Origin of the sequence: Chryseobacterium rhizosphaerae (assembly GCF_003385455.1) — a bacterium.
Taxonomy (GTDB): Bacteria; Bacteroidota; Bacteroidia; order Flavobacteriales; family Weeksellaceae; genus Chryseobacterium; species Chryseobacterium rhizosphaerae.
Genome location: NZ_QNUF01000041.1, coordinates 19,844 through 34,019 on the forward strand (window position 1 = coordinate 19,844; position 14,176 = coordinate 34,019).

Annotated in this window: 14 protein-coding genes; 7 read left to right on the forward strand and 7 right to left on the reverse strand. The window is 36.0% G+C overall.

Annotation, left to right across the window (positions count from 1 at the left end):
- Positions 1-335 precede the first annotated feature (335 nt).
- Positions 336-893, forward strand: coding sequence for a Crp/Fnr family transcriptional regulator (locus DRF57_RS22000; RefSeq protein ID WP_047496345.1), 558 nt, complete (start codon positions 336-338; stop codon positions 891-893).
- A gap of 77 nt (positions 894-970) precedes the next feature.
- The gene (locus DRF57_RS22005; RefSeq protein WP_115920876.1) at positions 971-1,774 is read left to right on the forward strand and encodes an SDR family oxidoreductase; all 804 of its coding nucleotides are present in this window, start codon (positions 971-973) and stop codon (positions 1,772-1,774) included.
- 138 nt (positions 1,775-1,912) lie between these two features.
- Here the strand turns inward: DRF57_RS22005 and DRF57_RS22010 are convergent, their stop codons facing one another.
- Complete coding sequence (locus DRF57_RS22010; protein ID WP_115920878.1) at positions 1,913-2,776, reverse strand: LysR family transcriptional regulator; 864 nt, start codon at positions 2,774-2,776, stop codon at positions 1,913-1,915.
- 94 nt (positions 2,777-2,870) lie between these two features.
- Here DRF57_RS22010 and DRF57_RS22015 point away from each other — a divergent pair, with 94 nt between their 5' ends.
- Positions 2,871-3,848, forward strand: coding sequence for an alpha/beta fold hydrolase (locus DRF57_RS22015; RefSeq protein ID WP_206607215.1), 978 nt, complete (start codon positions 2,871-2,873; stop codon positions 3,846-3,848).
- A 134-nt stretch (positions 3,849-3,982) separates the two neighbouring features.
- Here the strand turns inward: DRF57_RS22015 and DRF57_RS22020 are convergent, their stop codons facing one another.
- From DRF57_RS22020 to DRF57_RS22030, 3 genes are all read right to left on the reverse strand, one after another.
- The gene (locus tag DRF57_RS22020; protein ID WP_115920880.1) at positions 3,983-4,348 is read right to left on the reverse strand and encodes a VOC family protein; all 366 of its coding nucleotides are present in this window, start codon (positions 4,346-4,348) and stop codon (positions 3,983-3,985) included.
- A gap of 49 nt (positions 4,349-4,397) precedes the next feature.
- On the reverse strand, positions 4,398-4,991 hold the full coding sequence (locus DRF57_RS22025; RefSeq protein ID WP_047496214.1) for a dihydrofolate reductase family protein: 594 nt from the start codon (positions 4,989-4,991) through the stop codon (positions 4,398-4,400).
- 62 nt (positions 4,992-5,053) lie between these two features.
- The gene (locus tag DRF57_RS22030) at positions 5,054-5,920 is read right to left on the reverse strand and encodes an alpha/beta fold hydrolase (RefSeq protein WP_115920882.1); all 867 of its coding nucleotides are present in this window, start codon (positions 5,918-5,920) and stop codon (positions 5,054-5,056) included.
- A gap of 282 nt (positions 5,921-6,202) precedes the next feature.
- Here DRF57_RS22030 and DRF57_RS24275 point away from each other — a divergent pair, with 282 nt between their 5' ends.
- Both DRF57_RS24275 and DRF57_RS24280 read left to right on the forward strand, forming a co-directional pair.
- On the forward strand, positions 6,203-6,346 hold the full coding sequence (locus DRF57_RS24275) for a bacteriocin-like protein (protein WP_157845090.1): 144 nt from the start codon (positions 6,203-6,205) through the stop codon (positions 6,344-6,346).
- A 31-nt stretch (positions 6,347-6,377) separates the two neighbouring features.
- Positions 6,378-6,524: a bacteriocin-like protein gene (locus tag DRF57_RS24280; protein ID WP_410493777.1), complete on the forward strand. Its 147-nt coding sequence runs from the start codon at positions 6,378-6,380 to the stop codon at positions 6,522-6,524.
- 97 nt (positions 6,525-6,621) lie between these two features.
- On the opposite strand, the gene DRF57_RS22035 is transcribed toward DRF57_RS24280, so the two are convergent.
- Positions 6,622-7,467 carry an AraC family transcriptional regulator gene (locus tag DRF57_RS22035; protein WP_084084946.1) on the reverse strand — a complete coding sequence of 282 codons (846 nt, stop codon included), beginning with the start codon at positions 7,465-7,467 and terminating at the stop codon, positions 6,622-6,624.
- Between the two features lie 88 nt (positions 7,468-7,555).
- On the opposite strand from DRF57_RS22035, the gene DRF57_RS22040 reads away from it, so the two are divergent.
- Together DRF57_RS22040 and DRF57_RS22045 are read left to right on the forward strand one after the other, a co-directional pair.
- The gene (locus DRF57_RS22040; RefSeq protein WP_115920884.1) at positions 7,556-8,743 is read left to right on the forward strand and encodes an MFS transporter; all 1,188 of its coding nucleotides are present in this window, start codon (positions 7,556-7,558) and stop codon (positions 8,741-8,743) included.
- A gap of 148 nt (positions 8,744-8,891) precedes the next feature.
- Positions 8,892-9,620, forward strand: coding sequence for an NAD-dependent epimerase/dehydratase family protein (locus DRF57_RS22045; RefSeq protein ID WP_115920886.1), 729 nt, complete (start codon positions 8,892-8,894; stop codon positions 9,618-9,620).
- 141 nt (positions 9,621-9,761) lie between these two features.
- Here the strand turns inward: DRF57_RS22045 and DRF57_RS22050 are convergent, their stop codons facing one another.
- Both DRF57_RS22050 and DRF57_RS22055 read right to left on the reverse strand, forming a co-directional pair.
- Positions 9,762-11,966, reverse strand: coding sequence for a lantibiotic dehydratase family protein (locus DRF57_RS22050; RefSeq protein WP_047496224.1), 2,205 nt, complete (start codon positions 11,964-11,966; stop codon positions 9,762-9,764).
- A 1-nt stretch (position 11,967) separates the two neighbouring features.
- Positions 11,968-14,142, reverse strand: coding sequence for a prolyl oligopeptidase family serine peptidase (locus DRF57_RS22055; protein ID WP_047496227.1), 2,175 nt, complete (start codon positions 14,140-14,142; stop codon positions 11,968-11,970).
- Positions 14,143-14,176: the final 34 nt, after the last annotated feature.

The following is a 14,176-nucleotide window of genomic DNA, read 5'->3' on the forward strand; positions in this document are numbered from 1 at the left end:
TTAAAAAGATGAACGCAAAACTCATGATTAATTTCGCTTTATTTTAAGCCGGCAAAGTGACGCGACTTCGTCGCTGATGAAGATGTATGCTTATCCATACGTTTTGACGAATCAACTTCGTTGATTCTATCCTTTACTCCCTGAAAATATGGATAATGAGGCTAAAGCTTTGCCTTAGAAAAACACAGCATCAGTACATGATCTTTTTAATCAAAAATTACAGATGCTATCTCTGAGATTTCAGGTACTTTATCCGATAGTCCTCCAAGGATTTAAAAAATACTTTTTACCAAATGGTAATTCATCACAAAGCAATTATTGCTAATTTTATTGTAATGGAAGAGTTTATAGAATACATACTGCTGTTTGGTAACCTGAACCAACAGCAAATAGATCTGATTACAAGTAAAGCAAAAGAAATAGAGCTTAACAAAGATGAATATTTTGCAGAAGCGGGTAAGGTTTTGAGACAGGTCGGATTTATTACTGACGGCATATTCCGTATTTGCTATTACAACAATAAAGGGGAAGAAATTACCAAAATTTTCATAGAAGAAAAGCATTTGCTGTTTAACCTCAAAAATGTGCCTTCTACGGAATATATTCAGGCAGCAACACATTGTAAGCTTCTTGTATTTTCCAATTCTGACTGGAAAGAAATCTCCGACACCATCATGGACTGGGAAAATATTGTTCAGAAAATTACCAATAAATCGCTGGCTCAAAAACTTGAAAGGGTAAGCCCGTTAGTATCACAAGATGCCACCACACGCTATCTGGAATTCATGGAAAAATATCCAACACTTGTCAACCGCATTCCCCTTTCATACATCGCTTCTTATCTGGGAATTACACAACAATCGTTAAGCAGAATAAGAAAAAATATACGTTAAGCTGCTTTTTACCAAATGGTAAACAGGTTCATTTTTTAACGATGCATTTTTGCAGTATCAATTGTAAAAATTTAAAAATGAACAAAACAATTTTCATTACAGGAGCTTCTTCGGGATTAGGAAAAGCAGCCGCCCAATTATTTGCCTCAAAAGGCTGGACTGTCATTGCTGCGATGCGACACCCCGAAAAAGAAACAGAACTTACGCAGCTATCCAACGTCCATCTTTTGAAATTAGATATCAGCAATGCCAGACAAATTCTTCAGGCAGCGTCTGAAGCAGAGGAAATAAGCCCGGTAGATGTACTGTTTAACAATGCGGCTTATGGACTTATGGGTGCTTTTGAAGGAACTACCGATGAACAGCTGGCCCAGCAAATCAACACCAACTTTTTAGGAACAATCCTTGTTACAAAAGCATTCCTTCCCTATTTCAGAACCAGAAAAAGCGGAACCATTATTACAGTAACATCTTCTACTGCAAACATTCCTTATCCATTTGTTGCTGTTTATGCAGCAACAAAATCGGCATTGGAAACATGGACAGAAGGAATGAGTTATGAATTAAACGGACTGGGTATAGGGATCAAAACCATACTGCCCGCTTATATGCAGACCAATTTTGGCAGTAATGCACAAATGGTTACCCATGAAGCGTATCAGGAGGTTTTCGATGAATATATTACTGTGATGAGAGGAGATGCTGCCGCCCAGCGTGACACTCCCGAAAGTATTGCAAACATAGTGTATGAAGCGGCTACAGATGGTAAAAAACAATTGCATTATACTGCAGGTGATCTCGCCTCATCAGAGTACACATGGTTAAGAAAAGATGGAATTGATGCCGTAATTGACAGTATGCAAAAACGATTTTTCAGGTAAAAAGTGCCTATATCTGAATATAACAATGTTGTTTTATAAAAGAGAGAATGGAAGTTATTCTTTTTTCACACTTCTAAGCGGATTAACAATTTTAAAAGGGATATTCATTATCCCTTTTTTATTGAATACCCTAATTTTTCATAATGGTGAATACGTATCTATAAAACACTGTAAAGCTCTTGATTGAGGGCCGTCTTTTCTAAAAACAAGTACAGTATTCATTGTTCCCAATTGCCTGTTCAGACCATAGCTCTTTATTTTCCTCCCCAAATAATAGTTGGAGATCACCTCTTCCGGCAATAAACTGATTCCCAGGCCGGCTTCCACGAAGTTGATAATTCCTTCTATAGAATTCAGCACAGTACTTTTGTAATTAAGAATCCCTTTATGGCTTAGCCAGGATTCTAATCTCCCCCTGAAAATACATCCCTCATCAAAAACTATAATTTTCAATGGTTCTTTTAACATAAGGGCCTGTAGCGATGGCCCTTCCGAAGATGACAAAATAACGAGCCGTTCCTCCTTTATATTTATCTTTTCCAATCCGTTGATCGTAAGAGGAGCTGAGACAAAAGCTGCATCAAGCTTATAGTTCAAAACATCGGATATCAGTGAATTCCGGGTATCTGACTTAAATTCTAATTCGATACCGGGATATTTTTCTTCAAAAGCATTGAGCATTTCAGGTACTTTTAATGCCATTGTTGTTTCTATACACCCTATTTTCAGACTGCCATTCACATGACTACTGCTTAGGATGTTGCGTTTTGCTTCCTCCATCAAATGCTGAATCTGTTTACAATACTGCATCAGGATGATCCCTTCGGAAGTAAGTTCTACTTTGCGGGATGTACGTGAGAAAAGTTTAGCCCCAAACTCATCCTCAAGGCTTTTTATCCTCGCTGTGACATTGGACTGAACGGTAAACATCGTGGAAGCTGCTTTTGTGAAACTTCCACTCTCTGCTACAGCTTCAAATATTTTCAAATCATTTGTATTCATCTCAATTAATCATAAAAAGTGATTACAATAATCAAAACTAATCGTTTTTAATAATCAAATATCCGTATTAATTTTGAATGTTCAAAAAAAATAAATGAAAAGAATATGTAAACGGGTAATTGCAGGTTTGTCACTTGGCTTATCCGTAAACCATGTGACGCTGGCACAATCCAATCAAAAGTTAAATTTAAATAATCACAGTATGAAAGACCATTCCATCCACTATCGCAACGTTAAAGTAAACGGGTTAAACTTATTTTACAGAGAAGCAGGCCCTTCACAGGCGCCTACTATACTTTTACTGCACGGCTACCCTACCTCATCTCATATGTTCAGGAATCTGATTCCTATGCTCAGCAAAAATTATCACGTAATAGCTCCCGATTTACCTGGATTCGGTTATTCGGATGCTCCGGATCATACACAATTCAGTTATACATTCGACAATCTTACTGCCACCATACAGGCGTTTGTTGATACCATGGAAATGAAACGGTTTGCTATTTATATCTTTGACTATGGTGCACCGGTAGGCTTACGCCTGGCAATGAATAATCCTGAAAAGATTACGGGTATCATTTCCCAAAATGGAAATGCTTACGAAGAAGGTTTAAGCAATGAATGGAATCCGATCCAAAAATACTGGAAGGATCCATCGGAAGCCAACCGGACTGCACTGAAAGGCTTTGTATCTAAAGAAGTGACAAAGTTTCAGTACCATCATGGTGTATCTGATCCATCTTTAATAGCTCCGGAAACCTACACGCTGGACCAGAAATTCCTTGACAGACCCGGCAATATAGAGATACAGCTGGATTTAATGAAAGATTACAGAACGAATGTAGCCTTATATCCTAAATTCCACGAGTATTTCAGGAAACACCAACCCAAAATGCTATTGGTATGGGGAAACAAAGATCCGTACTTTTTACCGGCAGGAGCTGAAGCTTATAAAAAAGATATACCGAATGCCAGGCTTACGTTTTATGACACCGGACACTTCGCACTGGAAACTAACGCCGAAGAAATCGGAGAAGAAATACTCAAATTTATGGAGACAGTACCTGAATAAATGAATCAATAAGATTCCAAAAAAAGCAGAAATCATTTGATCTCTGCTTTTTTGTAAGGGTCTTTACCCCGAATATGCTGTAAAAAGTTCTAAGATGCCAACTCCCATTAGCCTGAAATTGGCATGTATTGTTATTATGTTTGTTGTATATTAAACACTGTACCTGCAGGATCGGTAATCCAATGCATATTTTCAGGAAGTTCCTCAATTTCGTCACAGGTTTCCACACCGTTTGACCGCAGATATTCTGCTGCCTCTTCCACGTTAGGAACGGTAAGCTGTAACCAGGTTTCAGAGTGTGTGTAGTTATCCACGCAATCTAACCATATTATATTGTTGCCGAATCTCACTTCATGTGTTCTGGACACAGTCGGATTATTAATGGGTTTTTCTTCGACTTCCAACTTCAAAATGTCCCTGTAAAAAGCAAGTGTTTTTTCATATTTACTTTTGGGAATTTTTATGGCTATATTAATTCCTGCTTCAAATTTTGTTTCCATAGTATCCGTTTTCAGTAATTGTACAATATAATTCAATAGATAAGCTTACTTAGATTTCAATATTACCTGTTATAACCTCACCGGCCCGTTTATAATGAGCGATGATTACTCCTTTTGAGGTCATATGACTCTCTGCCAGGATAAAGGCTCCCGGAACTGCATTGTGGTCAAACAGTCTTTTTCCTTCGCCAAGAATCACCGGGTAAATTTTAAGCCGAAGTTCATCCACGAGATCGTGTTTCAGCAACAAATGAATAAGCTCACTACTCCCCCAAACCTGAATATCAGCACCTTCAGACTGTTTAAGATTCTTTATGTCCGTCAAATTTCTGAGAAAAACGGTATGCTTCCAATCCGACTGTTCCATAGTTTGGGACAGTACATATTTTGTTCCCTCATTGATAGCCGGCCAAAATTTAGCATGATCCGGCCAGTACGATGAAAAAATATCAAATGTCTTTCTTCCCAAAAGATAATCAGCCGGCTTCATTTCTTCATGCATGATCCGCCCAAAAAGCTCATCACCATAAGATACTGTCCAGCCACCATATTTGAAGTCTCCGGATACATCTTCTTCAGGACCGCCTGGTCCCTGCATTACACCATCCAGTGTAATCATTGATAAAACGGTTATTTTTCTCATATTGATCTATTTATGAATTAAGATAAAATCTGTCATCTAAATTTACTATGTAGCGTTTTAAGTTATTTTAAAAAACCGTTCAGATAGCTGAGAATCGTTGCAGTCTGCATCATCAGGCTGACATGTCCCTGTCCCGGAACAATCGCCAGCTGAGATTTCGGCATGGGAGCCATATCAGCGGAGACACCTCCACCCAGTAATGTATAGGTTTTTGCAAGCTCCGTTTTATCCAGGCCATCATTATCACCGGATATGATTAAAACGGGTGCAGAAATTTTTGAAATATTGGAATCCCCCAAATCAAATGGCTGTCCGGCAGATGCTATCATTTGCTCCAGAAGTTTTGTCCATTTTGTTTTATCTGGAGCTACAGCATTATAAGCTTCCTGCATAGGGCTGTTCATAAAAAGATCCGGTTTCATCGCCTTAAAAGCATTCCTTACTTCAGGAAGCCAACCGGTACTTTTATAGGTAGCAGAGATAATCACCAGTTTATTTAATCTTTCAGGACTCTGTATGGCAAACTGGTAAGCCACGGCTCCACCAAAACTATAGCCTAGAACATCGGCCTTTTCAATTTTAAGATAGTCCATGACCTTGGCTACATCGCCGGCTAAAGTAGTATGCGCTAATTTCCTTTCTGAAAACGGTGTATGTCCATGTCCCTGCAATTCAAGGGCTATTACTTTACGGGTCTTCGACAGCTCCGGGATCAGCTGTCCCCAATTCATATCAATGGTCATAAAAGCACCATGTAATAATACAATAGGCTTACCTTCACCATACACTTCATAATATACTTTGGTATTGTTAACGGGTACATAACCGCTGCCAGATGGGGTTAGCTTTTGCCCGTAAAATTCTGATACTGTCAGCATCATGAAGAGCACAATGAGCAAGGGTGTAAGAAACTTAAATAAATTTTTCATAATATGATGTTTAGGTTAATCAAAAAACTCTTATTCAAAATTACCAAGTACCTGGGAAAACTCACTTGCCACAAGACAAGATTTTATCCTGATACAATCATTTTTTGCATTCCGTTTAAACAGGTATTTCTACACGCATCCAGGCCTCTTCGGATTATTTAATTAACAAATTTTAAGACAAAACACCACTATCACAAACTCAATAAAGATAAAAAATTCAGAATAATTTCACTTCAGTTAATAAAAATTGATTAATTTCGAATTACAAATAAGCTTAATATTATGAAAAATTTAAAAAAAATCCAAAGACAGGAAATGAAATCAATTAAAGGGGGAATTAACTGCCCAGGTGGTCAAATATGCTTAATCGGCGGAAAGTGGCAATGTATGCCATATGATGGATGTGGTGGTGGAAACCAACCTTAGTTTTACGTTGAACCCAGTTAATGACTTTATCATGAAAAATTGTAAGAAAATTTCAAGAGATCAGCTAAAAAGTATTAATGGTGGAGCATCGGGTTGTTCCGAAGCATGCTGTCCACCACCGGGAATAAAAAGATGTCCATGGGTGATTTGTATAGCACCTTGTGATATATTAAGTTAAAACTAAAAAGTTATCAATACAGGAAGCCTTAGGATCAGAGATTCTAAGGCTTCTTTGTGAAGAATCAGAAGTGGCCAAATATGCAAGAATAAGATCATTAAGCCATTGATACAAGCCCTTTTGTCTTTTTGAACTCCGTTAAGCTCATATGATGTCGTTTTTTAAAAAACTTATTCAGGTGGCTTTCATCTGAAAAACCAAACTCGGTTACAATTTCATTGACCCGCATATCACTGAAAAGAAGGCGGTGCTCGATCAATCTTATTTTATAATTCAATATAAAATGCTGTATGGTTTCTCCACATTGTTTTTTAAAGTAGCTTCCCAGGTAGCTTTCAGAAAACCCAAACTTCTGGGAGATCGCAGAAACCTTTAACAATGCCGGATCATGGATATTTCCCTGGATATAATCAATGATATCAAGGACTCTTTTATCGGTATTGGAAGCTACATTCTCCGCTCTCATCTTTGAAATATTTCTGGCTGCTATTACAATCAATGCGTTCACATAATGCAGAGTCAGTTCCTCATGGTAGAGGTCAGGATGATTCAGGCCATGGAGCAACGAAACGACGATTGAATCAACCAAGACAATGTCAGGCTTATTCTGCAGAATACATCCGGATAAAAAAGAAGCTCCATACAACAGACACTCCATTGAATTAATACTGTTCCACTTGTATTCCTTTACATACCGTTCACTGAACTTCACCAGCAAAAGATCTGTTTTTTCAATAATTTCCAGATAGTGCAGATCATTGGGTGTCAGGAGAATCAGGCTTCCTTCACTGTAAGAAGCCATATTATTATTGATCTTAAGGAATCCTTTTCCCGAAATGACATATACAATCTGGAAAAAGGAGAATTGACTGTCTTTTAAGGGACAGTTGGCAGCCTGATGGTACTCTACCTTTACCAATTGATCTATATTCTCTCTTTTCATAAGACAAAAATACCCATTTATCATTAAAATATACTGATTTTTTACAATTTTTCTGTTCAAATTTGCTATATTAAAATTGTAAGCATTAATGAAAACATCAATCTACGTCCTGGCACTGGGAGCTTTTGGCATCATTACCACCGAATTCGGGATCGTTGGGATCCTACCGACTATCAGTCGACAATTCGGCGTATCCATCGATACTGCCGGATGGCTGCTTAGTGCCTTCGCAATAACTGTAGCCGTCTCCTCCCCCTTTATCACTTCATTTACAACCAAAATAAACCGAAAGTTCCTGCTGTGCCTGGTCATGAGCATATTTGTTCTTTCTAACCTAATCTCTGCTTTTTCCACAAATTTTACAACGCTGATGATCGCCCGAATATTACCGGCGATACTGCATCCTCTATTCTGGAATATTTCTATTGCCATTGCATTCAAAGAAAAAGGAGCAAAAGGAGTATCTACCGTAATGTTGGGATTAAGCTTAGCCACAGTGCTCGGTATTCCCCTGACAACCTATGCTGTAGACCTCTTCCATCATTGGCAGGCATCATTTTTCCTTAGCAGTGCTATAAGCTTAATTGCCTTTATCGGCCTGTTGCTCTTTATCCCCTCTATTCCGGCAGATCATACAAAATCCACACAAAATCAGCTAGCCATATTGAAAAGTCCTCTTCTTTGGCTCAACCTGATTTCCAGTATAGCAACATTGGCAGCAATGTTTGCCAGCTACACTTACCTTACCGCCTATCTTGAGCAAATTACAAAAATGAACGGGGCACAGATCAGCATGATGCTGCTTCTTTTCGGAGGCATGGGAACTCTTGGGAACTGGCTCATGGGAATAGCATTGAATCGCAACGTCCTTGTAACTGCGAGACTCTTTTTACTTCTCTTAATGTCGGTACAGATTCTTGCTTATTACCTTGGGGGAGTTTTTACTCCAATGGTCATCATTATCTCCCTTTGGGGTATGATCCATACCGGTGGATTTCTGGTTTCAAATATCCGGACCACACAGTCTATTCCGCATCATGCACTGGAATTCGTTAACAGTCTATTGACTTCATCCTATAATATTGGGATTTCCTTAGGTGCATTTCTCGGCGGAATAGTAAGTGCTTATTATGGAGTTCAGTATGTTTTATGGGTGAGTATTTTGCTGTTGACGGTAACATTTATTCTGAGCTTTGTAACCTTTCCGAAAAGTATTGCAGAAAATGAAAAGGCAAAACAATTGAAACATGTTGCCCCTGCATGTGAGCAGAGCTAGGTATTTTATAACCAACGAACTGTTTCCCGTTAAGAAACAATTCGTTCTCCAGTAAACCTTTCCCTTATTTGTCCATAGAAACTTCCATGTAGTGACCATGGACTTATCACTATCTTAAACCACTTATATAATTTCCTCAACAATACGTATGCGTAATAAAATATTAATTACTGGTGGCTCCGGAAAAATTGGAAGCCACTTTATCAAATCTTTTTCAGATCAATATGAAATTAGAATTTTTGATCTCCATCCACCCAAAATTCAAGATGCATCCATTGAATATTTTCAAGGAAATCTTACAGATAAGGAAAGCCTCATGAAGGCTTGTGAAAATGTGGAAATTGTTATTCATCTGGGTGGCATTGCCAATCCAGATGCCACATTTGATGATATACTGGACGCCAATATCATTGGAACAAAGAATGTTATTGATGCTGCCATTGCAGCCGGTTGTAAAAAAATCATCTATGCAAGCAGTGCACAAACGATAGAAGGTTATCCCAAAGACGTTCAGCTTAATCCCGAGATGCCTATAAAGCCCGGAAACCTATATGGTGTTTCTAAATGTTTTGGGGAGGCCCTGCTTTCCTACCATTGTTTTAGCAGTGACTTAAGCGCCATATGTCTTAGAATCGGAGCCTATGAATTTCCGGAGGATTTCGCAGAAATGAACGCGCGGGATTTAAGCGCCTATCTGCATCCCGATGATTTAAATCAACTCCTGCATCTGTGTATTGAATCTAAAAATATAAAATTTGAAATACTAAATGCCATTTCCAACAATAGGTATAAACGACTTGATATCCAGAAGACCAAACTTTTAACAGGTTACGATCCTCAATACAATTCTTTTGATCTGTTCAGGCTTAAAAAATAAATTGAGACCTGTTTGAAAAATATTAATAATAGAACAGTCAAGTTGATAATCATAACTATATATTGATATTCAATAATTTACATAAGTTTTCGTGGCACTTTTTCTGAAATACTAAGAGTGTCACTAACTTTTGGAATGTTTTTATTTTGCTTTATACATTGGGAAGATAAATTCACGTTTAAAGTCATCGCTTTCACTATATAAGAATTCTTCTATAATAATCGATTTTTCACCTTTTATAGCTTGAATAAAAATTGTTGCCATATCATAATTTTGCAGATTCATGGTTAAAGTATTATCAAACTTTGCCCACTGAATCCAAGCAGGAATTTTTCTTTTGTTTCTCCAGTTTCTTAGTTCCAGCAAAAAGTCTTCTTTGTCTGAAAGTAGTGATTCCAAAGAAGCTATATCTTTTTCTACAATCTTCCATCGAGCTTTTGAAAGAATGATATTATTGTATTCTACCCTCGGTAAAAATGTGTAAATATATTCTAGCCCACCCCAGTTGAAATGAAGTCCGGATCTGATATTTTGGGAATATAGATCAGACAAAAAATGATAAACAGGCAAAGTGTTCGTATAATAATTATGAGCGTTTGTAAGATAAGGTCTTATCTCTTTATTCAATTTTTTTGACCGTAAAACAACTTTATCATTTTTTAAAGAAATATACAAATCCTCTGCTGGTATTTGATTTTCCATTGGCAAAATAGATTGAGCTAAATAAGGAATTTCATATTGTCTTAAAGCCGGTCTTCTTACTATATTTCCTATTCTTGCTTCCGGTAAATGTATTATTTCAGCTAAAATTTTATCAGATCTAAGCTCTTGCTCTTTTTGGGTAATGGTTTTTGTCAGATTCTGAACTTTTGATTTTTCGGAACAGAATCGTCCTAAAAGATTAGCAGCACTACTCCCAGTACTAGTGTTTAAAAATAATTTGTCCTGATTATTATCCGAAATGATCTCTGTCATTATGGAAATCGTATCGGGCAGATCATCCCATTTCTCTTCAAAATCTTTAAAATCTTCGTCAGATAATTCAATACTGTATTGATTATCCAATAAAGCTTCCTGTAGCTTTTCATTAAGAACCCAATGAACCGAAGTAAGCTCGATGTTTTTGTTTATGTGTTTCTGTGAAACAGGAAATATCAGGTCTTCAATATAAGGATGAATGCCTTTTAGAGAAACATTTTGTTTATACCCAATACCTATTTCGGTATCAAGCACGTACAATAAAGAAACTTCCTGCATTTCAAATCTTTGATAGAAGGCTTTTTTAAATCTTGAAAATTCATTTTCCTTTTGCCCTAAAGTAATTTTATTTAAAAAGCTAATCCCTTGTTTAAGTTTTTTTTTCCAGTGAGGGGATAAAGCAAATATATCCTTAAAATACAAATCCGTCTGAAAGAGATATTTGGGTTCATACCCTATTGCAAAGGATTTTATTAATTCTTCAATTTCAGTATACTTGCAGATTGGATAACTAAGATTTTGATCTAATTCATTCAGTTTATTTTTAATTGAAATTAAAATTTCAGCTACCTTTTTTACTTCTATCCTGTTTAAAACAATAATAATAGTATCTAAGAAGTCCTTTCCTGAAACATTAGGTTCCAATTCACTTACCAAAACCTGATTATCAATCAATTCTTCTATAAATTCCTTAGCTTCACTTTTCGTTATCTGTTCATTGAGAAGAATATTTACAATCTCTTTAATGGTTTTCCCTGGTTTTGAAAAATTCAATATCTTTTGTAGTTCTTGAGAAAGTGGAGCTGAAGAAATAATGTATTCTCTTTTTCCTTCTGCATATTGGTATTCTACATATCGAATTTTATTACCTACTTTATAGATGCTGCTATTAGGAGAAAATAAAAGTTTATTTCTTATCTCCGGGAGTTGCACAAAATGCTGCGCAAGGGAAACAAGAAAATACATATCCAATTTGGTATCTCGCAGTAGGTTGTCAGTTGAATATTGATCATTACTGACAACGTTGGAAACCTCTATATTGAACTTCCCCAACCCTAGTCCTGCAAACAAGCCGAATGGAGTACAGCGTGTACTCATTCGGCTATAATACTTTAGTATGGTATGTTTTAGTTTCTGATTGTTTTTAGAAGAAAATTGTTTTTTCGAACGAAGCCATTTATTAATCTCATCATACAAATTTGGCGAAGCCAAATAGATAGCCTCTTGAAAAACAGGATCGCTGCATATTTCCTTTAATTCCGTATCTGAAATATTATCTTTATTAAGCTGCTCTCGAAAGTCTTTGAGTGAGAACAAAGAAGTCCGAACAACATACTCAGCAAAAAAATGATAAGGAAAACGAGACATTTTACTTTTTTGTATTTTCTTTTGGCTGATAATCAGGATGGCCTAATTGCCATAACGCAAATGTGAACATATCTCCTAAATTAGCATATCGCTGTGCAACAGGAACATTACCAGAGTGCCCTCCTTCAAAATCTATTTTCAAAAGAATAGGATTATCAGAGGAGTCATCAGCCATTAATTTGGCTGCAAATTTTACAGGTTCCCATACTGCTACTCTTTGATCATTCATTCCTCCTGTTATAAATGTTGCAGGATATTTAATTCCTTTTTTAATATGATGATAGGCATCCATTTCTAATAAAGCTTTAAATTCTTTTGGATCTTTTACACTTCCAAACTCTTTTGGTTGAGCATTAGGTGTTGCTTCATCTCTAATAGGATTCATAACACCAACTTCTGCAATGACAGCCTTAAATAAATCAGGTCTTTCGGTCATAGCTCTTCCTACAGTAATTCCACCAGCACTACCTCCCCAAATTGCTACTTTATCCTTTGAAGTATATTTTTCCTTTATCAAATATTCTGTACAATCTATTAAATCCCTCCAGGTATTGGGTTTGGTTTCTTTATGTCCCGCTAAACGCCACTTCTCACCCTTTTCTGCCCCCCCTCTTACATGGGCTACTGCAACCATTCCACCTTGATCTACCCATAATAAATAGGTAGTAGAAAAAAGTGGATTCATTGAAACTCCATAGGATCCATAACTATCAATCAAAACCAAATTTTCACCATCTTGCTTCAGATTTTTATTATAAATCAGAGAAACGGGAACTTCCGCACCATCCCTCGCTTTTATAGTAATTTCCTTAACTAGAATGTCTTTAAATTCAGGATATTCTGTAACAGGAGATAAATTCTCAGAAGCAAATGTATTCGTTTTTAAGTCATACTTAAAACGTTGACTATCATTAGCCCAACCTGAACAAGTTATCCAAATATCAGAAGAGTTTTCTCCTTGAGATTGTAAATTAATACTTCCTGAAGGGTATGGAAGCTTAATAGAAATATCTTTTCCTTCTTTATATAAATACAATTTTGCTTCTACTCCGTTTTTGGTTGTGGTATAGTAGATACCATCTTTGGTAATTCTGTAGCTTTTAATAAATTCATCTTTTTTTTCAGGAATTAGAACTTCTGGATCTTTAAAATCCGGATCATTAATACTCGTCTTACAAAGTTTATTAAAAGAGGTGTTATATGCTGATAAAAAAACAGCTTTATCTTTCCATAACTCTAAATTCTTCGCTTTATCACTTGGATCATAGAACGGCTTCCAATCTTTTTTACCTGCTAGTAAATCTTTTTTACTAATTATAAATGTTTTTCTGTAAGTTGGATAGTCTACTAACATTCCAATATAATATTGATCATCGGTATCAAAATCCACAATCATTGGAAACTGATCATCAGTAATTTTTAGGTCAGGATTATTTTTAGCAGAAAAAACATCTACTATCTCTTTAGGATCATGCCCTATTTTATATAAAACCGTTTTTGTATTTTTATAAAAATCTACAGACTTTGAATCTGTAGTAGGATAATAAAGATAGAAAAAACCACTATTATCATCCAGCCATTTTACTCCACCACCACTAACAGGCTCTATCTGGGTAATAACTTCGGGATAAATATATTTTTTTTCCACATCAAGAATAATGACTTCTGCCAGCTCTTTGCCTTTTTCCGCCATTGAGATCGCAAGTTTGCTACCATCACAACTTGGATTTATATAATTAATAACAAATTCATGATTTGTTTCATTACTTCTATAGTTGATAGGATCATAAAGCAATTTTTCTTTTCCTAAAAATCCATTCTGATAATAGAGCTTAGCAACTTTCTCATTATCGTTTTTTTTCAAATAAAAATATTTATCATTACTCGTAACTTTTAGGTTAGATATAGAATATCTCTGTCTTTTATCAAATTCAAGCCTTTTATTAAAATAATAGCTTTTATTTGGGATGAAGTCTAAAACAGAATTTGTATAAGCTGTTTGAGACTTCATCCAATTAATCGTGTTGGAATCTTCTAAATTTTCTAAATTTCTGTATTGATCTAATATTTTAACCCCAAAATATTCATCGATAGCAGATTTTGAAGAAGCTAAATTTTTTTTTTGAGCAGAAAAAAGAAAAGAAAAAAAACAAGCAATGATAAATAAATACTTCATAAATAAATTATTTTACATATGTATGTCTTAAAGG

Bases quoted from the DNA above. Each gene is read 5' to 3' on its own strand.
- DRF57_RS22000 (WP_047496345.1), top strand. From the start codon at position 336: ATGGAAGAGTTTATAGAATACATACTGCTGTTTGGTAACCTGAACCAA.
- DRF57_RS22005 (WP_115920876.1), top strand. From the start codon at position 971: ATGAACAAAACAATTTTCATTACAGGAGCTTCTTCGGGATTAGGAAAA.
- DRF57_RS22010 (WP_115920878.1), bottom strand. From the start codon at position 2,776: ATGAATACAAATGATTTGAAAATATTTGAAGCTGTAGCAGAGAGTGGA.
- DRF57_RS22015 (WP_206607215.1), top strand. From the start codon at position 2,871: ATGAAAAGAATATGTAAACGGGTAATTGCAGGTTTGTCACTTGGCTTA.
- DRF57_RS22020 (WP_115920880.1), bottom strand. From the start codon at position 4,348: ATGGAAACAAAATTTGAAGCAGGAATTAATATAGCCATAAAAATTCCC.
- DRF57_RS22025 (WP_047496214.1), bottom strand. From the start codon at position 4,991: ATGAGAAAAATAACCGTTTTATCAATGATTACACTGGATGGTGTAATG.
- DRF57_RS22030 (WP_115920882.1), bottom strand. From the start codon at position 5,920: ATGAAAAATTTATTTAAGTTTCTTACACCCTTGCTCATTGTGCTCTTC.
- DRF57_RS24275 (WP_157845090.1), top strand. From the start codon at position 6,203: ATGAAAAATTTAAAAAAAATCCAAAGACAGGAAATGAAATCAATTAAA.
- DRF57_RS24280 (WP_410493777.1), top strand. From the start codon at position 6,378: ATGAAAAATTGTAAGAAAATTTCAAGAGATCAGCTAAAAAGTATTAAT.
- DRF57_RS22035 (WP_084084946.1), bottom strand. From the start codon at position 7,467: ATGAAAAGAGAGAATATAGATCAATTGGTAAAGGTAGAGTACCATCAG.
- DRF57_RS22040 (WP_115920884.1), top strand. From the start codon at position 7,556: ATGAAAACATCAATCTACGTCCTGGCACTGGGAGCTTTTGGCATCATT.
- DRF57_RS22045 (WP_115920886.1), top strand. From the start codon at position 8,892: ATGCGTAATAAAATATTAATTACTGGTGGCTCCGGAAAAATTGGAAGC.
- DRF57_RS22050 (WP_047496224.1), bottom strand. From the start codon at position 11,966: ATGTCTCGTTTTCCTTATCATTTTTTTGCTGAGTATGTTGTTCGGACT.
- DRF57_RS22055 (WP_047496227.1), bottom strand. From the start codon at position 14,142: ATGAAGTATTTATTTATCATTGCTTGTTTTTTTTCTTTTCTTTTTTCT.